Genomic DNA, 20,505 nt, shown 5'->3' with positions numbered 1-20,505 from the left:
TTGTGCTTGCCTATGTTGGTTGCTCCGCACTCCGCATGCGCCTTTTTCGCCCAATATTTAACCCATTTTTTATTATGGGTAAAATCTCTATAAAGTCTTTTTCATCGCTAAAAATAAACGTATCAGCCTTGATTCGTGCTTGATCAAACTCACCAGATCTCAACAGCCCATCGATTTCCGTGAAAACTGCATTTGTTTCATCAACCGATTTATTGGGCGGGATGTATAACCGGAGTGATAGCGTGTGACTAGGTTCTAATTTAAGCGCTCCGGAGCCTCGACCTTGTCCCAGTAGCTCCGCTGAGAACTGTGAATATGTTGTGTTCAACGATATTGCAGCAAGTTTTTTACTCGCATTGCTGGATTTTGATTTAAAGAACACCCTATAAACCGAGTTTGTACAGTTCGCCTGAACATTGTTGATGATCATCCTAGGGCCGAGGTGTGTCATAAACACCATGAACGCATCAGGAATTCGATCATCAAAGAAGTAGTGCCAAACGCCTCGCTTGCGAAATGTCGCGTTTAACAAAATTTCACTCTTGTCATATCCTGCCAGGTATTCTTTAACCGGAGCCGACTGTGGCGCTACTGGGCAGTCCAATGCTAGGCAAGGAATACCGTTTTCAATATGTGATAACTTATCTTCTATGTTGATAGAAATGCCGTGTATCCATTTTGTTTTAGGTACTATATATCTTAAATATTTCGAAGAAATACCAAGTGAATCCCATTTTTTTTGGGGTTTGATGAAATAAGGTACATTTCCGGTAACTAATCCAATTTGGATCGCTGCTAAATCTTTTAGAAATATTAAATTCTTACTGGTGAAACTATTAAAGCTAATGATTGCTTCAATCGGAAGCATCCCGCTTCCCTGTTGCGTAAGTGTTGGATTAACTGAGTCTGAACATGTCTCTGGCCATTTCTCGACTAGAGCCTTCATCTGCGCAATCGTGTCTACGCACTCGATAGAAATTTGAGTGGGTTCGTGTCTATCGCCAAATCCTTCCGCCAATAAAATTACGGTTGCCTCTTCTGTTCCCTCAACAAGAAATAATCGCTCAGTTAGCGTAATCGCCGAGATTCGCGAAAAATGTCCGCCAAGTATTTCGCGAACTTTTGTTGAGTAAGCGGATGTCAGAAAGCTCACCGGTAGCACCCATGCAACCCTTCCGCCTAATTTTAAAAAATTAAGAGCGTGAAGAATGAAATATGCCCACAAGCTCGCCCGCCCATGAAGGGCAATGTCGTATTTTTCCGCCCATGCCGCTACCGTTGCCTTTTGAAGAATATCAAATTTACTATGACGTATGTATGGAGGGTTCCCGATGATGAGGTCAAATTTTTCCGCAATATCAATATCTCCCACGGATAGAAAATCTTTAAGGATAAAGTTAGCGCGTTGTTGTGAGATGTTTCCGAAATTTTCTAAATATTTGAAAGCGAGTGGGTCAATATCGCATCCGAATAGCTGGTTTTCGGGCGAAGATTTCCCCAATAGTTGTAATCTTGTGAGCAAGGCTTCAAGGAACGTGCACCCACCAAAACACGGCTCAAGCACGGTGTCATCGTTGGTTCGAATTCCCCAGTTGCATAAAATGGTCGCAACGGTTAAAGGCGTGTAGAAGGCACCGATTTTTCTCCGATGAGAGATGGCGTGAGGCTCCGGGACGGTTCGCGGAGAAACATCATCGCCGCCAATAAGGCGAGCTTCGTCTTTCATATGTCGGCGACGCCTGCTTTTTTCGATGTCGAATCACTATTGGGCTCACTTTTTCGCAGTCGGATTTCTCCGGTATCCACCAACAGGACAACGTCAAGTGTGTCGCCCTCCCCGAGCTCTAGTGTTCGAAGAAGGTTCTGGTCGAGGGTAATTCTTCTGAGCTTCTGTATCGTTACAGAGCCGAAAGATACTTCGTTTAGGCGTGATTTAGACAAATTTTTGTATCCAAAAATACTTGCTGAGATGTAGATGTTGACCTGATTTTAGCTTACCGAGAGTTTTTTTGCTAGGTAAGACGAGTTCGACTCTTGCCGTTTTCTCTCGGGCAAGGCTTCGCGAAGTGCAGTCTAAATTCATGAAAACCTGGGCCCAACGTCGGTACAGCACGTGTCCCTAATGCCGAGTTGCTTAGTGACTTTGCTTTGCAATAGTTGAAAACCAACAGCGTAACCTTAGGAGCAGGCGGAGGCAGTCAATGACCGCCTCGGCTTTTTCATCCGCGCCATTCCCCCTTCCCGGAAAAGCATACTGACTCGCTTGATTTCTTAGCTATCAAAATTATTGAGGAAATCTATTGCTTGCGGCGGCGGCATCGTCGGCACGCACGCCGGCGACATGATCGGCGAAATCGCCCTGGCCATCGAAATGGGCTCGGACGGCACCGACATCGGCAAGACCATCCATCCGCACCCGACCCTGGGCGAATCGATCGGCCTGGCCGCCGAAGTGTACGAGGGCGTCTGCACCGACCTGCCGCCGCCGCGCAAGCGCTAAGCTAGGCAGCCACCGCCGCGGAACGCGGATCGGGGCCAGGTCTGGCATGTCACCATTCTTAAGGGAATGGCGGCGTGCCAGACCTGGCCCCGATGTCGTTTACGCGAGGTACCGCGAGGTGAAGGATGTTGCGAAAGGCGGCGCTGGAAAAGTGCGGCGTTTCGCTTGATTTACCGGGCGGTAGGAAAATTATGGCGGGAATCTATTGCTCGTGAATATTGGTTAGAATTTTCACAGTGAAAAAATGTCAAAATTCCGTATGGGAAAGTTTTTATCGATCAGCTTGTTTTGACGACCCAACCACATACCGAAACCACATCATTTAGATGAAAACATTCACCGCGCTTCACGTATCAGACCTGCACCCCGGCCGCGCCGCGCGCCCCTTGCCGCCGTCCAGGAACGCGCTGGTGGTGTGCGCGCCGGCGCCGGGTCGCGCCTCGCCCTTCGCCGCGGCCGACGGCGCCGCCTTGTTGGCCGAGTCGGACGACGCGGCGGGCCTGCGCGACTATCTGGTCGAACTGGCGTATTTCCTGTTCGAGTTGAAAAAAACCAGCGTCACGTTAGCTCAATTGGCGCAGTTCGAGGCCGACTATTTCGGCGTCAATGGATTGCCCTTGCCGCCGCTGCCGCGGTGCGCCACGCTATGCCAACTCGGTTTGCTGGAAGACGAGGGCGGCGCCGTCGCGTTCCGCTTCGACTGTTTCCGGGCCTATTTTTTGGCGCAGAAGTTCGACACCTCCGTCGGCCTGCTGCGCTACGCGTTTACCCAAAAGGGCTTCGTGGAGTTGCAATCCGAACTGGACATCTACACGCAGCTGCACCACCATGAGATTGAAAAACTGACCGCCGCCGCACCTCCGCCGGAGCCATTTCCGGCGCGCGGGCTGGCGCACCTCGATTTACCCGATTTCGGCCAGTACAAGGACCGACGCCATGGCGGCGAACCGCAACGGCGCCACAGCGCCGACGAGCAGGAGTGCCTCATCATGGCCGTGGCCAAGAGCGCCAGGGTGCAGCGCCGCGCGCGCCTTGTGGAACCCGTGTTGGGTGAACTTTAGCGTTGACGGCATGCGGACAATGCCGGTAGGCGCGGATAAGTGCGCTGCGGCTTAGGCGGTTTCGATGTTAACGCAATCCACACATCGGCGTCACCTTGCTGCCGCTAAGTTAAGCTTCCTGAGGTCGGATGCGGGGGCCGCCGAGGCGAACGCGTCATCCGACGCCGAGCCGCTGCCGACGCCAGTCGGCTTACGCCGTTCCGGCTAACCCGACCTACGAAAATCCTTAACTTTGTGGCATTCGGGTCTGACCCCGGCGCTCTGCCTTTGCCTGGTTTTTGACGTCGTCGGCGCGCTCATTACGCCTGGCGCGTACCGAGGAAGAACAGGTCCAGCCCGTGCGCCACCTTGGCGCGTATCTCGTCGTCGGTCGGCGCGGTTTCGGGCGGAAACAACAGCCGCGACATTTGATCGCCCATGATGCAGTTAAGCAGGTGGATCGCCAGCTGCGCCGGCGCCAGGCCCGGACGGAACAGCGGCAGGATGTCGGGGCGCGCCAGCAAGCGCGCCAACACGTCCCGCGTCTGGCCCGGGCCGACCTGGTAGAACGTGGCCGCCAGTTCCGGGTTGCTGCCGGCCTCGGCCAGCACCATCCGGTGCAGCCGGATCGCCTCCGGCTTGGAAATCAGTTCGGTGATGCGGAAACCGAAGTCGGCGAGGATCTGTTCGACCGGGCGCATGTCGGTTTCCATGTCGGCCATGGTTGAGAAGTAGCGCTCCTTGTAGCGCGTCAAAATGGCGTTGAACAGGCCCGCCTTGCCGCCGAACTTCACATAGATGGTGCGCACCGCAACGTGGGCTTCGCGCGCGATCAATTCCAGACTGACCTTGCTGTAGCCGTTCTGCAGGAACAGGCAGGCCGCCGTTTCCAGCAGGCTTTCCATGCGCGCCTCCACGTCGGCCGCGCGCGGCCGTCCGGCCGGCTTGCCGCAGGATGGGTCGGGGACGCCGGCGGGTTGGGCCGCGCTGGCGTCGGGGGAATCGTGCTGTGTCATGTTCATCGCCATATTGTGGGGCATGGCGGTACTGTAGTCCAGATTAAAATGAAATGCAATCGTTTCATTTCTTGACTTGGCGTTTTATTTGTCGAATAATGCACCTACATCATTTCAATTTGGAGCGCAGTATGCCCACCCAGCACAGCCCAGCAGAGCCAACCACGCTCAGCGCCGTCGCGCCGGCCATCCAGGCCGCCGCGCCCACCAAGACGCCGCCGAACCGCCGCGTGCTGATCGTCGCCGGCCTGATCGCGCTGGCCGCCGTCGGCGCCGGCGCGCGCATGTGGTATCGCGGCCATTACTTCGTCGAGACGGAAAACGCCTTCGTCGCCGGCCACGTGCATCCGGTCTCGGCGCGCATCGCCGGCGTCGTCACCAAGGTGCTGGTCGACGACAACCAGGTGGTCAAGGAGGGCGACGTCATCGCCGAACTCGATCCGTTCGACCAGCGCGTCAAGGCCGAGCAAATCCAGGCGCAGATCGACACCGCCGAGCAGCAGGTGCTGCAATCGGACGCCCAGCTGGCGCAGGTGCAGGCCCAGGCCAGCGCCGCCGCCGCCCAGGTGGCGCAGTCGGAGGCGCTGCTGCTGCGCGCCAAACAGGACGCCGACCGCTACGGCCAGCTCTACACCAGCCAGATGAAGGCCGTTTCGAAGGCCGAGCTGGACGCCGCCGTGGCCGGCCGCTCCGGCGCCGTGGCCGACCTGGCCGCGCGCCGCGACAGCGCGCAGGCCGCCAAGGCGCAGATCGCCGCCGCCGGCGCCGCCCGCGAAGTGCTCAAGGCGCAGGTGCGGGTGCTGCGCGTGCAGTTGAAGGACGCCCAGCAGCAGCTGGCCTACAACCGCATCCTGGCGCCGGTCGCCGGGCGCATCGGCAAGCGCGCCATCGAGGTCGGCATGCGCGTGCAGCCGGGCCAGCAACTGACGGCCATCGTGCAGGATAAGGTCTGGATCACCGCCAATTTCAAGGAGACCCAACTGGCCGACCTGCGCCCCGGCCAGGACGTGCACGTGAGCATCGACGCGATGCCGGGCAAGGCCCTGGTCGGCAAACTGGACAGCTTCGCGCCGGCGTCGGGCGCGCAGTTCGCGCTGCTGCCGGCCGATAACGCGACCGGCAACTTCACCAAGATCGTCCAGCGCGTGCCGGTCAAGATCGTCCTCAAGGACGAGGACATCAAGGCCTTCGGCGGACGACTGGTACCGGGCATGTCGGCGCTGGCCGAGGTGGCGGTGAACGACGAAAAAACCCAGGCCAAGGCGCCGGCGACGGCGCAAGCCGGCGCGCAGCCGGCCGCGGCCCACTAGGATAGCGCCATGACGAGTACGACACAGACAATGCCGGCGCGCGGCGCGCCGCCGCTGCCGCCGGCGGTGGGCGAGCAGGTCAGCGCCCGCACCTGGATCGCGGTCGCCGCCGGCATGATGGGCGCCTTCATGGCCGTGCTCGACATCCAGATCACCAACTCCTCGCTCAAGGACATCCTCGGCACGCTCTCGGCCACCCAGGAAGAGGGCTCGTGGATTTCCACCGCCTACCTGGTGGCGGAAATCGTCGTCATTCCGCTGACGGCGCTGCTGACGCGCGTGTTCAGCCTGCGCAATTACATGATCGGCACCACCGCGCTGTTCGTGCTGTTTTCGACGCTGTGCGGCGCCGCCTGGAACCTGCCCAGCATGATCGTCTTCCGCATGCTGCAGGGCTTCACCGGCGGCGCCCTGATCCCGATGGCGATGACACTGGTGATGGTCAAGCTGCCGCCGTCCAAGCGCGCCACCGGCATGGCCATCTTCGGCCTGACCGCGACGCTGGCGCCGGCGATGGGGCCGACCTTCGGCGGCTATCTGAGCGAGCTGTATGGCTGGCCGTCGATCTTCTACATCAACTGGGTGCCGGGCGCGCTGCTGATCGCCGGCATGCTGTACGGCCTGGAACGCGAGCCGACCCAGCTCAAGGCGCTGTGGAAGGCCGACTGGCTCGGCATCGCCTTCATGGCGATGGGCCTGGGCTGCCTGACCATCTTCCTGGAGGAGGGCAACTCGAAGGACTGGTTCGACTCGCCCTTCATCATCACCTTCGCGGCGCTGTCGATCACCGGCCTGCTGGGCTGGATCGTCACCAGCACCACCCGCGCCGAACCGTTCGTCAACCTGGCGCTGTACGGCAAGCGTAACTTCCTGGTCGCCACGGTGTTGTCGGCCGTGACCGGCATGGGCTTGTACGGCTCGTCGTTCCTGCTGCCGCTGTTCCTCGGCCAGATCGCCGGTTATTCGCCGATGCAGATCGGCGAGGTCATCATGTGGGTCGGGCTGCCGCAGTTGTTCATCATGCCGTTCGCCGCCAAGCTGTCGTCGAAGGTCGACAACCGCATCCTGTGCTCGATCGGCCTGGCGCTGTTCGGCGGCTCCTGCCTGATGAACGCCTACATGGACGCCGGCACAGGCTACGACCAGCTGTTCTGGTCGCAGATCGTGCGCGCGCTGGGCCAGCCCTTCATCATGCTGACGTTGTCGAACTTCGCCATGGCCGGCATCGCGCCGCGCGACATGCCGTCGGCGTCGAGCCTGTTCAACATGACGCGCAACCTGGGCGGCTCGATCGGCATCGCCTTGCTGGCCACGGCCCTGAGCAGCCGCGAGCACTTCCACTCGGCGCGCCTGGGCGAGGCGGTGACGATGCTGTCGGCCGCCACGCTCGAACGCATCGACCAGCTGACCCGCTCCTTTATCAGCAAGGGCGTCGACCCCATCACCGCCGGCAACCAGGCGCTGACGGCGATCAGCAACATCGTGCGGCGCGAAGCATATGTGATGGCCTACAACGACGGCTTCTTCATCGTCGGCGTGATCCTGCTCGGCTGCATCGGCGTGCTGTGGTTCGCCGACAAGGTCAAGGCGCCATCCGGCGGCGGCGCCGGCGCACACTAAACTAGAATAGTAGAGGTAACAACATGATGACAGCTTTGATGCGTCTGACACTCGCGGCATCCGTGAGCCTGGCACTGAGCGCCTGCGGTACCGTCGGCAACGATTTCTTCGCCCCGAAAAACCTCGACGGCGCCGCCTTCCGCCACCAGGCGGCGGGGGCAGCCGGCGACGCGCGCTTACCGTCGGACTGGTGGAGCGTGTTCGGCGACGCCACCCTGGACCGGCTCGAACGCAGCGCGCTGCGCGACAACCCGAGCGTGAAGGCGGCCGCGCAGCGCCTGCTGCAAGCGCAGGCGCAAGCCGGCGTGGCGCGCGTCGGGCAAACGCCGACGCTGGGCGTCAACGCCTCGGTGGCGAACTCGCGCACCTCGGCGAACACCTCGCAAAGCCTGGCGCTGGGCGGGCGTTCGATCAGCGGCAACAACTACGCGCTGGGCGCGGCGATGTCGTATGAGCTCGACCTGCTGGGCCGGGTGCGGCGCCTGGTCGAAGCGGCCGACGCGCAGGCGCTGGCGGCCGAGGCCGACCGCGACGGCGTGCTGCTGATGCTGTCGGCGCAGGTGGCCAGCAACTACTGGCAATTGCGCGGGCTGGACGCCGAGATGGCGATCCTGGCCGGCGCGCTGGATACCCGGCGCGAGTCGGCGCAGCTGATCGAGGCGCGCTTCAACGCCGGCCTGACCAATGAACTGGACCTGGCGCGCGCCCGCGTCGAACACGCCAACGCCCAGGCCGACCTGCACGAAGTCAAACGCCAGCGCACCCTGCTCGAACACGGCCTGGCGACGCTGACCGGGGTGGCGCCGGCGGCGCTGCAACTGCCGGCGGCCGGGGCGGCGACGGGCGGCGCGGCGGCGTTGCCGCAGCCGCCGGCGATTCCGGTCGGCCTGCCGGCTTCGCTGTTGGCGCAGCGGCCCGACCTGGCCGGCAGCGTCGCCAACCTGCGCGCCGCCAACGCCCAGGTTGGCGTGGCCGAGGGCGCGTTCTACCCGACGCTGCAATTGACCGGCAACTTCGGCTACGCCTCGGAAAACCTGCGCGAGCTGGCGCAGGGCGGTTCGCGCCAGTTCAGCGTCGGACCGCTGGCGCTGACGCTGCCGATTTTCGACGGCGGGCGCAACCGCGCCAACCTGGCGCTGTCGAAGGCGCGCTACGAGGAGGCGCTGGCCAACCACGAAGGCAAGCTGCTGACGGCGCTGCGCGAAGTGGAGGACGCGCTGTCGGACCTGGAGCAGCGCCAGTTGCAGGGCCAGGCCCAACAGCTGTCGCAACAGGCGGCGGCGCGCGCCCACCTGGTGGCGCGGGCGCGCTACGAGCGCGGCGTGTCGAACTACCTCGACGTCACCGACGCCCAGCGCAGCTCGCTGGCGGCGGACCGCGCCGCGGTGCAGATCGGCACACAGCGCCTGCTGGCGACGGTGGCGGTGGCGCGCGCGCTGGGCGCCGGCTGGCAGGCGCCGGCGGCGCGGTAACGGTGCGCGCCGCAAACCCGGTTTACACCAACGGCGTCACCCCGGGGTCAGATCTGAAGGTCTGAGCCCGGTTGTTTGTCTGTGGTTTTACTGTGGTTCGCGGCGCCGGCAATTCAAAACAAGGCCGCGCCCGGCCCGAAGCGCGCCAGCATGAAGTCGATGAAGGTGGTCATCTTCGGCGTCGCCTGGCGGTCGCGCGGGTACACCAGGTGCATCGGCCGCGGCGTCGGTACGTAATCCTCCAGCAGCGCGACCAGGCGCCCCGCCGCGATATCCTGGGCCAGCAAGATCTCGGCCTGCATCACCACCCCGAAGCCGTGCAGCGCCGCCATGCGCAGCGCCTGGCCGTTGTTCGAGCGGAAGCGGCCGGCCCAGATCGCCTGCCCGGTCTCGCCCTTCAGGCGCCAGCGCACGTGCTGGTTCCAATGCGTGTAGTCGAGGCATTCATGGCCGGCCAGGTCGGCCGGCGTGCGCGGCGTGCCGCGCCGCGCCAGGTAGGCCGGCGCGGCGCAGATCGCCATGCCGTACGGCCGCAGCGGCCGCGCCACCATGCCCGAGTCGCCCAGCGCGCCGATGCGCACGGCGGCGTCGAAACCCTCGTCGAGCAGATCGGCGAGGCGGTCGTTCAAGCTCAATTCCACGCTCACGTCCGGATGCAGCGCCAGGTAGTCGGTTAACGCCGGCGCCAGCCATTCGCTGCCGAACGACACCGGCACCGACAGCTTCAGGCAGCCGCGCGGCAGCGCGCGCATCGCCTCGGCGCCGGTCTCGGCGGCGGCCACCTGCGCCAGAATCGCCCGGCACTGCTCGCAATACTGCCGCCCGATCTCGGTCAGCGCGTGGCGCCGCGTGGTGCGCGTGAGCAGGCGCGCGCCCAGGCGCGCCTCCAACTGCTTGATGTGCTTGCCCACCATCACCGGCGACATCATGAACGCCTCGGCGGCGGCGGTGAAACTGCCGGCGTCGACGACGGCGACGAACACTTCCATGCTGCGCAACTTATCCATCGATTACACACTCCTGCTTAGTAATGTACTTCATGTTAGCGCATTTATTCCCCGAACGAACAGGGTGATACTGCAAGCAGTCGCATCCAAACACACCAACAAAAAAGGAAACAATATGAAAATCATCGTTATTGGCGCAACCGGCACGGTAGGCAAGGTAGTCGCGGCGGAGCTGGCGCAGCGGCATGAAATTATTGCGGTCGGCAGCAAAAGCGGCCAGTTCCAGGCCGACATGAGCGACATCGTCCAAGTGCGCGCGCTGTTCGCCCAGACCGGTAAAGTGGACGCGGTCGTGGTCGCCGCCGGTACGCTGCACTTCGGCCCGCTGTCCGACTTCACCCCGGCGCAATTCCAGGTCGGCCTGAACAGCAAATTGATGGGCCAGGTCAACGTCGCGCTGGTCGCCCAGCAGCACCTGAACGACGGCGGCTCGATCACGCTCACCAGCGGCATCGTCAGCGACCAGCCGATCCGCAACGGCGTCGGCGCGAGCATGGTCAACGCCGCCGTCGAAGGCTTCGCGCGCGGCGCGGCGATCGAACTGCCGCGCGGCCTGCGCATCAACGTCGTCAACGCCACCGTATTGGAAGAATCGCTGGACAGCTACGGCCCCTACTTCCACGGCTTCGAAGCGGCGCCGGCCAGCCGCGTGGCGATGGCCTACAGCCGCAGCGTCGAAGGCGCCCAGACCGGCCAGGTCTACCGCGTCTGGTAAGCCGGAACCCGTCATGTCGAGACCGGACCCCAGAGTGTAGGATTGTCTGGCGGTATCGCGAAAGTTGGTCGATTACAATTGGCGTTCATTGAAAAAGCGGCACCTTACGGGTTCCGCTTTTTTCTTTTCGCCGTGGCCTTTTACGTGGTGGTGTTGCGCGGACGTAATGATGTCGAGTTTTCCTCGCGGAAATATTTTTCTCGGATTCCCTGAAGAAATTAAAGTTGCTGACGATATTCATGTATGGGCCTCGCACAGGAGCTTAGCCATGTTGAAATGTTTCGTTTTTTCCATGCTGGCGCTGGCCGGCGCCGCCGCCGGCGCCGCGCCGTCCGGCCTGACCGAGCAGGAGCGCGGCTGGTTGCGCGCCGGCGCCGCCGTGCTGGAGTACGCGCGCCAGATCAAGTTGCCCGTCGATATCATCGTCCAGCCGCAGCCGGCGCCGGGCGCGGTGCCGCTGGCGATGGGCTTCGACGGCGGCCGCTGCAAGCTGGTGCTGTCGATGCGCGAGAACCCACAAACCGAGCTGGTCCTGGCGGCGCTGCCGCGGGCCGACCACGCACTGATGATCGAGGCGATGACGGCGCACGAGATCGGCCATTGCTGGCGCTACGCGCACGGCGAATGGCACGCGCTGCCGGCCGGCTTCGTCGAGACCGGCGAGGAGTTCGCCGGCAACCCCGAGTTGCTGCGGGACGCCAAGGGCTTGCGCGACACCCGCCGCGAGGAGGGCTTCGCCGACTTGGTGGCGCTGGCCTGGATCCAGTTGCGCCATCCGAACCGTTACGTCCAGGTCTACGACTGGCTCGCCGGCGTGCGGCGCGAAGGCTCGCTCAGCGGCGGCTCGCACGACACGCTGGCATGGCTGAACCTGGCCCGGGACGGCGCCGCCTTCACGCCGGCGGCGACGCCGTTCGACCAGGTTGGCGCCCTGTGGGGCCGCGGTTTGACCGGCGACAAGTAGGCGTTCGGTTCCGCGGCTTGATTTGCCCGCACTGTTCGTTCGCGCACAGATGGACTTGTTTCTGGAGGGGTAAATTGCCTTGTCAACCAATCCAGAAAGGGAACATCATGACTAAATTGACCATGCTTGCGCTGACCGGCGTCGCCAGCGCCCTGTTCTGCGCCGGCTCGGCGTCGGCGGCCGACGACAAGGGCGCTTCCTACAAGAGCCTGAGCGACCGCGCCACCAGCGAGTATAAGAGCGCCTATGCGCGCTGTAACGAGGAGACCGGCAACGCCCGCAATGTATGCCGGCAGGAAGCCAAGGTGGCGCGCGCCAAATCCGACACCGACGCCGTCGCCCAGTACCGTAACACGCCGCGCGACTTGGGCAAGGCGCGCGCCGCGCTGGCCAACGCCGAGTATGACCTGGCCAAGGCCAAATGCGCCGAGCGCGGCGCCGCCGATCGCGGCGCCTGTGCCAGCGAAGCCAAGTCGGCCCGGATGGCGGCGCTGACGGACGCCAAGTCCGGCACCCGCTCGGCCGGTACCAGCGGCGCCATGGGCAGCAGCGGCGCCGGCCAGGACGAACGCAACGCCTCGACCGGCACCACCCCCGGCGCGATGGAAAATTGCGAGACGATGAGCGCCGGCGAGAAGACCGCCTGCCTGACCCGCCGCACCAGCGGTTCGGCCAAACACGTGGTGGCCGATACGGTCATCACGACCAAGATCAAGGCCGACCTGGTCAGGGACCCGGATTTGAAGGCGATGGACGTGCATGTCGAGACCGTTGACGGCGTCGTCATGCTTAGCGGTTTCGTGCCGTCGCAGACCGAGGCGCAAAAGGCGGAGCGGTTGGCGCGCAGCGTCGACGGCGTCAAGGACGTCAAGAGCGCCTTGAAGGTCAATGCCAATAAGTAAGCATGGAAAACCGCTAGCGGGCCGGCGGCGCTGACAGCCAAGCAAGGGTTCCTTTTTGACGGCGCTGCTGCGTTGCCGGCGGCGCTAGTGGCCTAGGCGCGTCACAAAACACGCCCGCCGCGCCACGCGGCGGCAAAACGGGAGGGGGCACGCATGCGCGGCGCCCCCTCTTTGCATTGCGCCATCCGGCGGCTCGGTGAGGCGGCGTCGACGTCGATGCAGGCATAAGCGGCCGCTTACTTGTTGCCATGGCGATCCGGTTTTGCTTATATTTATTTGGCAACAATGTCTAAATAAAATATTTTGTTTATTCGTAATATCTTGCTTTATTACGTTGTAATATTCTTCACTGTACAAAATAATTAACGCCGATAGGGCTTATGCAACCACCCTTGTTCCGCCCTGAAGTGCTGACCGCGCAGCGTAGCGCGTGGTATGGCAATGTCGTGCTGCTGCGTCCGCTCAGCTTCGCCCTGCTGACCGCGTTCGCCGCCCTCAGCACCGCGCTGTTGTTGGCCTTTTTGTTTGGCGCCCACTACACCAAACGGGTCCAGGTCGGCGGTTTGCTGGTACCCGACGCGGGCCTGGTGCGCATCCAGTCGCCGCAGCCCGGCCTGATCGTCGAGCGCCGCGTGCGCGAGGGCCAGCAGGTGCGCGCCGGCGAGGTGCTGTATGTGGTGTCGAGCGAATTGCAGATGGCGCCGGCGCCGGGGCGCGACGCCCAGACCGAGAGCCAGGGCGCGATTTTGCGCACCCTGCGCGCGCGCCAGGACAGCGTCGCCGAGGAGCGCGCCCAAGCCGGGCGCATCGCCGCGCGCCAGGCCGAGCAACTGGCCCGCGCCGGCGCCGGCCTGGGCGCCGAAATCGCCCAGCTGGACCAGGAGATCGCCACCCAGTCGGCGCGCCTGAAGTCGGCCCAGTCGCAGTACCAGCGCAACGTGCAGATGCAGGCCCAGGGTTTCATTTCGAGCCTGGCGCTGCAGCAAAAAAACGACGAGTTGCTCGACCAGCAGGGCCGCCTGCAAAGCGCGCAGCGCAGCCGCCTGGGCCTGCTGCGCGAGCTGGGCAACACCCAAAGCGAGCTGGCCGCGCTGGCCGGCAAGAGCGCGCGCGAGCAAACCCAGCTGGGCCGCCAGGTGCTCGAACTGGAGCAGCAAAGCCTGAGCACGCAAGCGCGCCGCCGGTTCCTGGTCACCGCGCCGCAGGCCGGCACCGTGACGGCGATCCTGGCCGAGCCGGGCCACAGCGCCGGCAACCAGACCCTGTTGACGATTTTGCCGGCCGGCGCCGTGCTTGAGGCGCAATTGTACGTGCCCAGCCGCGCGGTCGGCTTCATCGAGGCCGGCCAGAAGGTGTCGATCCGCTACGCCGCCTTTCCCTACCAAAAATTCGGCCAGCACGAGGGCCGCGTCACCGAAGTGTCGCGCAGCGCGCTGCTGGCGCAGGACATGCCGGCGCAACTGGTGGCGAGCGAGATCGGCGCCGCGCGCGAGGGCATGTACCGGGTCCGCGTGGCGCTGGCGCGGCAGTCGATCAGCAGCTACGGCAAGGCGCAGGCGCTGAGCGCCGGCATGCAGCTCGACGCCGACGTGTTGCAGGACCGCCGTTCGCTGCTGGAGTGGCTGCTGGAACCGGTCTACAGCCTGAAGGGCAAGGTATGAGCGGCGCCGGCTTCGCGCTGCCCAGGCTCCACTTCGGCTTCGGCCAGCGCCTGCCGCTGGTGCTGCAGGGCGAGGCGGCCGAGTGCGGCCTGGCCTGCCTGGCGATGGTGGCCGGGTATCACGGCTACCGCACCGACTTGCTGAGCCTGCGCCGGCGCTTCACTGTCGGCCTGCGCGGCTCGACGCTGAAGGGCGTGATGGACATCGCCTCGGCGCTGGCGCTGTCGTCGCGGCCGATCCGCATCGAACTGGGCGACCTGCCGCAGCTGCCCACGCCGTGCCTGCTGCATTGGAACCTGAACCATTTCGTGGTCCTCAAGAAAGTGCTGCGCAAGGGCGGCGGCGCGCCCGCCGGCATCGTCGTGCACGACCCGGCGCGCGGCCAGCTGACGCTGTCAATGGCCGAGGTGTCGGCCAGCTTTACCGGCGTGGTGCTGGAACTGACGCCAACGCCCGGCTTCCGCCGCGAAGAGGACAAGCAGCGCATCAGCCTACGCCAGATGATGGGCAGCGCCACCGGCCTGAAACGCTCGCTGGCGCAGATCTTCGTGCTGGCGCTGGCGCTCGAGGCGTTCGCGCTGGTCGGGCCGTTTTTCATGCAACTGGTGGTTGACGGCGCCATCCTGTCGGCCGACCGCGACCTGCTGACCATGCTGGCGCTGGGCTTCGGCCTGCTGATGCTGGTACAGACGGCGCTGTCGGTGTTCCGCTCGTGGATGGTGCTGTACCTGAGCACCCACCTGAACCTGCAATGGTTGGCGAACGTGTTCACCCACCTGATCCGGCTGCCGATGCATTATTTTGAAAAGCGCCACCTGGGCGACGTCGTCTCGCGCTTCGGCGCGGTGCAGGCGATCCAGCGCACGCTGTCGGCCAATTTCGTCGAGGCCATCCTCGACGGCTTGCTGGCGCTGGCCACGCTGGCCATGCTGCTGGCCTACAGTCCCGCCCTGAGCGCGGTGGTGCTGGCGGCGCTGTTGCTGTACGCCGCGCTGCGCTGCGCCTTTTACCGCCCGTACCGCGCCGCCAGCGAGGAGCAGATCAACTTGCAGGCGCGCGAGCAGTCGCTGTTCCTCGAATCGATCCGCGGCATCCAGGCCATCAAGCTGTTCAACCACCAGGACGAGCGCCGCGCGCGCTGGCTCAACGCGCTGGGCGCGGCGACCAACCGGCACATCGCCACCCAGCGCATGACGCTCGGCTTTAACTCGGCGCACACCTTGCTGGCGGGCGCCGAAAACATCCTCATCGTCTTCCTCGGCGCGCGCCTGGTGATGGACAACGTGTTCTCGGTCGGCATGCTGTACGCCTTCATCAGCTACAAGACCACCTTCACCGGGCGGGTTTATTCGCTGATCGACAAGTGGCTGGAACTGAAGATGCTGTCGCTGCAGGGCGAGCGCCTGGCCGACATCGTGCTCAGCGCGCCGGAGGAGGCCGGCGCGGCGGCCGAGCCGGGCCAGCGGCGCGAGCCGGCCGACACCTCGATCGAGGTGCGCGGGCTGTGGTTCCGCTACTCGGACATCGAACCGTGGGTGCTGAGCGAGCTGAGCCTGACCATCCGCGCCGGCGAATCGCTGGCGCTGGTGGGGCCGTCGGGCTGTGGCAAGACGACCCTGCTGAAGCTGCTGCTGGGCCTGCTGGAGCCGAGCCGCGGCGAGATCCTGGTCGGCGGCGTGCCGCTGGCGCAACTGGGGGCGCGCCGCTACCGCGCGCTGATCGGCGCGGTGATGCAGGACGACCAGCTGCTCAGCGGCAGCATCGCCGAGAACATCAGCTTTTTCGACTTGCAGGTGGACCTGCCGTGGTTGCAGCAATGCATCGCCGCCGCCGCCCTGGCCGAGGAGATCGCGGCGATGCCGATGGGCAGCCAGACCCTGATCGGCGACATGGGCACCAGCCTGTCGGGCGGCCAGAAGCAGCGGCTGTTACTGGCGCGCGCGCTCTACAAGCGCCCGCGCATCCTGTTCCTCGACGAGGCCACCAGCCACCTCGACGGCGCCAGGGAGCAGGCCGTGAACCAGGCCATCAACGCGCTGTCGCTGACGCGCGTGATCGTCGCGCACCGGGCCGAGACGATACGCTCGGCGGCGCGGGTGGTGGAACTGGACAAGGGCGCGGTGGTGCGCGACCTGCGCCAGGCCGAGCGCGAGGCGCAGGCGCAGGCCTGAACGGCGAATTTCGTTTCCAGTCCGCTGGAAAGCTGTACCCGGCGTGGCGCCCCTGGCCCGTCATGCCGGCCATCACTGACGGCCATGTTTTTTTATGAGGCAACCATGAAAGAAGTCAAGCAAGAAGTACCGGCGCAGCGCATTCTGGGCCGCACGGTGGGACGTGAAATCAGCGCCGAGGAAGCGGCGAGCATCGGCGCCGGCGGCATGCCAGCGCCCGATCCGGAAGGCACGATGCCGTTCGTCATCGGCGGGCGCGAGTGGGCCTATGGCGACTGGGGCGGGAACTAAGCGGCGCACAACTCCGGGTCCGCTAGCCGGCCACCGTCAAACCAATGGAGCAATGATGAAACAACAGCAAAAAGAAGGCACGCACCGTATCCTGGGCCGCACGGTCGGGCGTGGGATCAGCGCCGAGGAGGCGGCGGCCGTCGCCGGCGCCGCGTCGAGCGGCGGTAATGTCGGCACGCGGCCTCACCGCATCGGCAACGAAGTGGTGTACCTGGACATGGGGCCGGATCCAACGCTGTAAACGCTACGGCGCCGGCTGGCGCCGTAGCGGCACAAGGCCCGCCGCCGTGGCGGCGGGCCTTGTCCTTCCATCCATTCCTGTCTACTGTTCAAACCATGACGATCCTGATCATTAGTGAAGCCGACGACCTGCACGCGGCCGCGGTGGGCTGGGGCTTGCGCGCCCTCGGCTGCGAGCCGGTGTTGTGGCGCTGGTCGGCTTTTCCGCGCGCCGACAGCGCCTCGTTCTACCTCGATTCGGGCGGCGACGCGCGCCTTGAACTGACGCTGGACGGCGCCGTCCACAGCCGCCCGTTCGACGCGGTCTGGAACCGCCGCCCCGGCAAGCCGGCGCCGCGCGCGGCCAGCCACCCGGCCGACCTGAAGGTGATCCGCGACGAGTCGCTGGCCTACCTGCGCAACGTCGCCCCTTTCATCGCCCATCCCGGCACGCTGTGGGTGAACGGCATCGACGAGGCGCGCCATGCCAACCACAAGACGCTGCAACTGCTGGCCGCCAGGGCGGTCGGCTTGCCGATCCCGGACACCCTGATCGGCAACGAAATCGACAAGGTGCGGCAGTTCTACCGCAAGCACGGCGGCAAGATCATCTACAAGGCGTTCCAGCCGGGCGGCTGGGACCATGGCGACGGCTCGACGACGATGCTGCGTACGGCCGCGCTGGCGGCCCAGGACCTGGCGCATGAGGAGGCGGTGCGGGCCTGCCCCGGCATTTTCCAGCAACAGGTCGACACCGACTACGAGCTGCGCGTGACGGTGATGGGCGAGCGCCTGGTGGCTGGCGCGATCCACAGCCAAGCCGCAGGGCCGAGCGTGGACTGGCGTTACAGCGGCGTGTTGGGGCAGGTCCCGCTGACGCCGGTCGAGCTGGCGCCCGAGCTGGCCGCGCGCTGCCTGGCGCTATGCCGCAGGCTCGGCCTGGCGTTCGGTTGTATCGACCTGATCGTGCGCCCCGACGGCGAAGCCGTCTTCCTGGAAATTAACGAAGCCGGCCAGTTCCTGTGGAAGGAGGGCATCGCGCCGGACCTGCCGATGCTCGACACCTTCTGCCGCCTGCTGGCCGGCGGCGGCGTGGGCCGGCAAGTGCCGCCGCTGCGGCTGGCCGACTACTACCAGTCGGCCAGTTTCGCCGAGTTCAAGCTACTCGAACGGCGCGGCACGGCGCCGGAAGAGTCCCTGTTCACGCCCGACCCGCCGCGCCCCGGCGCTTGAGCGGGGGGGCGACGCCGAAGCGCTGTATTACGACAGCAAAAACCAGGCCGGCGCCGGCCAAGCCGACTGGCAGCGGGTGCGCCATTGCGCGTTCGCCCAAGCGCAGCCTAGCGTGCTGATCATGTTGTACGCGACTGGCAGCGGCCAGCAATCAAGGCGGCATCAGCGACTTCACCACCGTGACCAAGGACGAGGCCAAGCAGACGCAGTGGCGCGCCAGGCAATTGCACGAGCTGGCGTCGCAGTAAAGGGGAGCGGCGTGCCCCTACCAGGCCAGCAGTCCGGCGCGAAACGCCGGGCTGTCGCCGACGATGCGTTTGTTGCCGACATAGCGCAGCACGATGTCCACCGCCTCCAGGCGCGCGGTGCCGGGCAGGGCGAGTAGCGCGAACTGGCGCTTCGCCGCAATCGGCAGGTCGACGACGCGCACGCCTTGCGGCTCGGGAAACACGGCCAGTCTCGGCAGTATCGAATACGCGAGGCCGAGCCCGACCATGGCCGCGACGGCGCTGTCGGTCGCCAGCGTGCGCGACGGCTCGGCCGCGAAGCCGGCCGCGCGGCATTGCGCTAGCACCGCCAGCGCGCCGCTACAGTCGAGCTGGATATACGGCAAGTCCTTGAGTTGGTCCCACGACAGCGGCGCGCGCGCGGCGAACGAGGCCGGCACCACCAGCACATAGGAATCGGCCACATAATTGCGCACCAGCAGGTCCGCGGCGACGGGCAACTGGCCGATGCCGATCTCGGCGCGTCCGTCCGCCACCGCGCGCGCGACCTGTTGGCGCTCTTCGCAACTGTCGTCGATGTCGACGCGGATGCCCGGATACTCGACGGCAAGCGCCGCCAATGCCTGCGGCAGCACATGGGTGGCGACACTGCGGAAGCAGGCGATGCGCACGCGCCCGACCAGCCCGGCGCCGACGTCCGCCGCCCCGGCCAGGCCGGCCGCCAGGCGCAACATCTGGCGCGCCTTGGCCAGCACGCGCTGGCCGGCCTCGGTGGGCGCGCAACCGGTGCGCGAGCGCGTCAGCAGACGCGCCCCCAGGCACGCCTCCAATTCCGTGATGGCGTGGCTGATGCGCGATTGGGTACAGGCCAGCTCGGCCGCGGCGGCGCCAAAACTGCCGGTATCGGCGACCGCCACCAGCATTTCAAGCTGATTGAGCTTAGGTTTGTTCATTTCGGCAATCGAAATCCTTCATGGATAAGCGCCAAGTATAGGCGAATTCGGTTGTGGCCGAGCGGGCGCCGCCGCACCATGGGATTCTCGTTATCCCCCACAAAAAAGGACGCAATATGAAGCCATTCCCCTTGGGCGCCGTGTTGATCGTGATCGACGTGCAGCAAGCCTTCAACGACGCCAGCTGGGGCGGCCGCAACAATCCCCAGGCCGAAGCCAACATCGCCGCCTTGCTGGCCGGCTGGCGCAACACGCAGCGACCGGTCATCCACGTGCGGCACCGCTCGGCGCGGGCGGATAGCCTGTTCCATCCGGACCAGCCCGGCTTCCAGGTCAAGCCGGAGGCGCAGGCCTTGCCCGGCGAGCCGGTGATCGACAAGCAGGTCAACAGCGCCTTTATCGGCACCGACCTGGAGCGGCGCCTGCGCGCGCGCGCCGCCACCACCCTGGTGATCGTCGGCATCACGACCGACCACTGCGTGTCGACGACCACGCGGATGGCGGGCAATTTCGGCTTCGACACCTACCTCGTGGCGGACGCCACCGCGACGTTCGGGCGGGTTGGGCCGGACGGCCGCCGCTTCAGCGCCGAACAGATGCACGACACCGCGCTGGCCAGCCTGCACGGCGAGTTCGCGACGGTGCTGAGCGCCGCCGCCGTGCTCGACATGCTCTAAGTGGCTCTGCGGAATAACATACGCCAGTTCATTTCCCAGGTCTTGCCCTGGTCCGGCGACATCGCCTGCTCCCAGCGGGCGCTGTCGGGCTGGAGGTCCGACCAGGTATAGCGCACCCGGATCGGTTTTCCGTCCAGTTCGTCCTCGCATTCGAAGACGCCGACGCCGTTCTCGAACTGGCCGACCACGGGCGGCAGCAATATCCCGGCGGCACTCAAGCCGGCGTTCTGGTTGTCGAGCCAATAAATGCTCCACAACCCGGTTTGCGGGTTGAACAGGCGCAGCGACATGCCGACAAAACCGGGTCGCCAGTTGCCGGCGACGAAGTCGTCGTAGTTGCCGATGCCGGCGGGCAGCGCCTGGTTGTGCTGGATGGCGTCGAAGGTTTCCCATTCGTGGTTGTCCTGCAGGCGCTTGCGCAGGCGCCGGTTCTCGACGTGCCAGTGGCCAAGCAGGAAATCGAAAGCCTGGATGCCGTTGCGGCTAAGTTGATTCATTTGCATGGGATGGGTAAAAGGAATATATGA

At 64.6% G+C, this 20,505-nt stretch carries 18 protein-coding genes and 1 pseudogene; 14 read left to right on the top strand and 5 right to left on the bottom strand.

Features of this window, described 5'->3' with window-relative positions; translation table 11 throughout:
* Positions 1-10 precede the first annotated feature (10 nt).
* Positions 11-1,726 (bottom strand): Eco57I restriction-modification methylase domain-containing protein, encoded by a 1,716-nt coding sequence (locus JANGC3_RS31585; RefSeq protein ID WP_081611853.1) that lies wholly within the window; start codon positions 1,724-1,726, stop codon positions 11-13.
* A gap of 582 nt (positions 1,727-2,308) precedes the next feature.
* On the opposite strand from JANGC3_RS31585, the pseudogene JANGC3_RS0113515 reads away from it, so the two are divergent.
* Both JANGC3_RS0113515 and JANGC3_RS0113510 read left to right on the top strand, forming a co-directional pair.
* Positions 2,309-2,500 (top strand): annotated as a pseudogene (locus JANGC3_RS0113515) (hypothetical protein); the annotation flags it as partial.
* A 326-nt stretch (positions 2,501-2,826) separates the two neighbouring features.
* Positions 2,827-3,561, top strand: a complete 735-nt coding sequence (locus JANGC3_RS0113510) for a hypothetical protein (RefSeq protein ID WP_017877024.1) — start codon at positions 2,827-2,829, stop codon at positions 3,559-3,561.
* Positions 3,562-3,860: 299 nt separating this feature from the next.
* On the opposite strand, the gene JANGC3_RS0113505 is transcribed toward JANGC3_RS0113510, so the two are convergent.
* The gene (locus JANGC3_RS0113505) at positions 3,861-4,556 is read right to left on the bottom strand and encodes a TetR/AcrR family transcriptional regulator (protein WP_232429701.1); all 696 of its coding nucleotides are present in this window, start codon (positions 4,554-4,556) and stop codon (positions 3,861-3,863) included.
* A gap of 131 nt (positions 4,557-4,687) precedes the next feature.
* Here JANGC3_RS0113505 and JANGC3_RS0113500 point away from each other — a divergent pair, with 131 nt between their 5' ends.
* The 3 genes from JANGC3_RS0113500 to JANGC3_RS0113490 are packed head-to-tail and all read left to right on the top strand — an operon-like array spanning position 4,688 to position 8,958.
* Positions 4,688-5,866 (top strand): HlyD family secretion protein, encoded by a 1,179-nt coding sequence (locus JANGC3_RS0113500; protein ID WP_017877022.1) that lies wholly within the window; start codon positions 4,688-4,690, stop codon positions 5,864-5,866.
* Positions 5,867-5,875: 9 nt separating this feature from the next.
* Entirely contained in the window at positions 5,876-7,486 is a 1,611-nt protein-coding gene (locus JANGC3_RS0113495) for a DHA2 family efflux MFS transporter permease subunit (protein ID WP_026132948.1), read from the top strand.
* A 38-nt stretch (positions 7,487-7,524) separates the two neighbouring features.
* Complete coding sequence (locus tag JANGC3_RS0113490; RefSeq protein ID WP_035787705.1) at positions 7,525-8,958, top strand: efflux transporter outer membrane subunit; 1,434 nt, start codon at positions 7,525-7,527, stop codon at positions 8,956-8,958.
* A 113-nt stretch (positions 8,959-9,071) separates the two neighbouring features.
* Here JANGC3_RS0113490 and JANGC3_RS0113485 read toward each other — a convergent pair whose 3' ends face one another.
* A complete protein-coding gene (locus tag JANGC3_RS0113485) occupies positions 9,072-9,965 on the bottom strand; it encodes a LysR family transcriptional regulator (RefSeq protein WP_017877019.1) in 894 nt (297 codons plus the stop codon).
* Positions 9,966-10,080: 115 nt separating this feature from the next.
* Here JANGC3_RS0113485 and JANGC3_RS0113480 point away from each other — a divergent pair, with 115 nt between their 5' ends.
* The 8 genes from JANGC3_RS0113480 (at position 10,081) to JANGC3_RS30830 (ending at position 18,121) form a co-directional block, all read left to right on the top strand.
* Positions 10,081-10,680 carry a short chain dehydrogenase gene (locus JANGC3_RS0113480; RefSeq protein ID WP_026132946.1) on the top strand — a complete coding sequence of 200 codons (600 nt, stop codon included), beginning with the start codon at positions 10,081-10,083 and terminating at the stop codon, positions 10,678-10,680.
* 268 nt (positions 10,681-10,948) lie between these two features.
* Positions 10,949-11,644: a hypothetical protein gene (locus JANGC3_RS0113475; RefSeq protein ID WP_017877017.1), complete on the top strand. Its 696-nt coding sequence runs from the start codon at positions 10,949-10,951 to the stop codon at positions 11,642-11,644.
* A gap of 107 nt (positions 11,645-11,751) precedes the next feature.
* The gene (locus JANGC3_RS0113470) at positions 11,752-12,546 is read left to right on the top strand and encodes a BON domain-containing protein (protein WP_035787702.1); all 795 of its coding nucleotides are present in this window, start codon (positions 11,752-11,754) and stop codon (positions 12,544-12,546) included.
* Positions 12,547-12,926: 380 nt separating this feature from the next.
* Positions 12,927-14,207 carry an HlyD family secretion protein gene (locus JANGC3_RS0113465; protein WP_035787699.1) on the top strand — a complete coding sequence of 427 codons (1,281 nt, stop codon included), beginning with the start codon at positions 12,927-12,929 and terminating at the stop codon, positions 14,205-14,207.
* Complete coding sequence (locus JANGC3_RS0113460; protein ID WP_017877014.1) at positions 14,204-16,378, top strand: peptidase domain-containing ABC transporter; 2,175 nt, start codon at positions 14,204-14,206, stop codon at positions 16,376-16,378. Before JANGC3_RS0113465 ends, JANGC3_RS0113460 begins: the two co-directional genes overlap by 4 nt.
* A gap of 105 nt (positions 16,379-16,483) precedes the next feature.
* Positions 16,484-16,669 carry a hypothetical protein gene (locus JANGC3_RS0113455; protein ID WP_017877013.1) on the top strand — a complete coding sequence of 62 codons (186 nt, stop codon included), beginning with the start codon at positions 16,484-16,486 and terminating at the stop codon, positions 16,667-16,669.
* Between the two features lie 52 nt (positions 16,670-16,721).
* Positions 16,722-16,910, top strand: coding sequence for a hypothetical protein (locus tag JANGC3_RS0113450; protein WP_017877012.1), 189 nt, complete (start codon positions 16,722-16,724; stop codon positions 16,908-16,910).
* Positions 16,911-17,005: 95 nt separating this feature from the next.
* Positions 17,006-18,121, top strand: coding sequence for an ATP-grasp domain-containing protein (locus JANGC3_RS30830; RefSeq protein WP_017877011.1), 1,116 nt, complete (start codon positions 17,006-17,008; stop codon positions 18,119-18,121).
* Positions 18,122-18,386: 265 nt separating this feature from the next.
* Here JANGC3_RS30830 and JANGC3_RS0113435 read toward each other — a convergent pair whose 3' ends face one another.
* Entirely contained in the window at positions 18,387-19,301 is a 915-nt protein-coding gene (locus tag JANGC3_RS0113435; protein WP_026132944.1) for a LysR family transcriptional regulator, read from the bottom strand.
* A gap of 116 nt (positions 19,302-19,417) precedes the next feature.
* On the opposite strand from JANGC3_RS0113435, the gene JANGC3_RS0113430 reads away from it, so the two are divergent.
* On the top strand, positions 19,418-19,978 hold the full coding sequence (locus JANGC3_RS0113430) for a cysteine hydrolase family protein (RefSeq protein WP_026132943.1): 561 nt from the start codon (positions 19,418-19,420) through the stop codon (positions 19,976-19,978).
* Here JANGC3_RS0113430 and JANGC3_RS0113425 read toward each other — a convergent pair.
* Positions 19,975-20,475 (bottom strand): hypothetical protein, encoded by a 501-nt coding sequence (locus tag JANGC3_RS0113425; protein WP_026132942.1) that lies wholly within the window; start codon positions 20,473-20,475, stop codon positions 19,975-19,977. The genes JANGC3_RS0113430 and JANGC3_RS0113425 overlap by 4 nt on opposite strands.
* Positions 20,476-20,505: the final 30 nt, after the last annotated feature.

Origin of the sequence: Janthinobacterium sp. CG3, from assembly GCF_000344615.1 — a bacterium.
Lineage (GTDB): Bacteria > Pseudomonadota > Gammaproteobacteria > Burkholderiales > Burkholderiaceae_D > Janthinobacterium.
The sequence above is the reverse complement of the archived record's forward strand: the minus strand, read 5'-3'. Positions and strand labels throughout refer to the sequence as shown.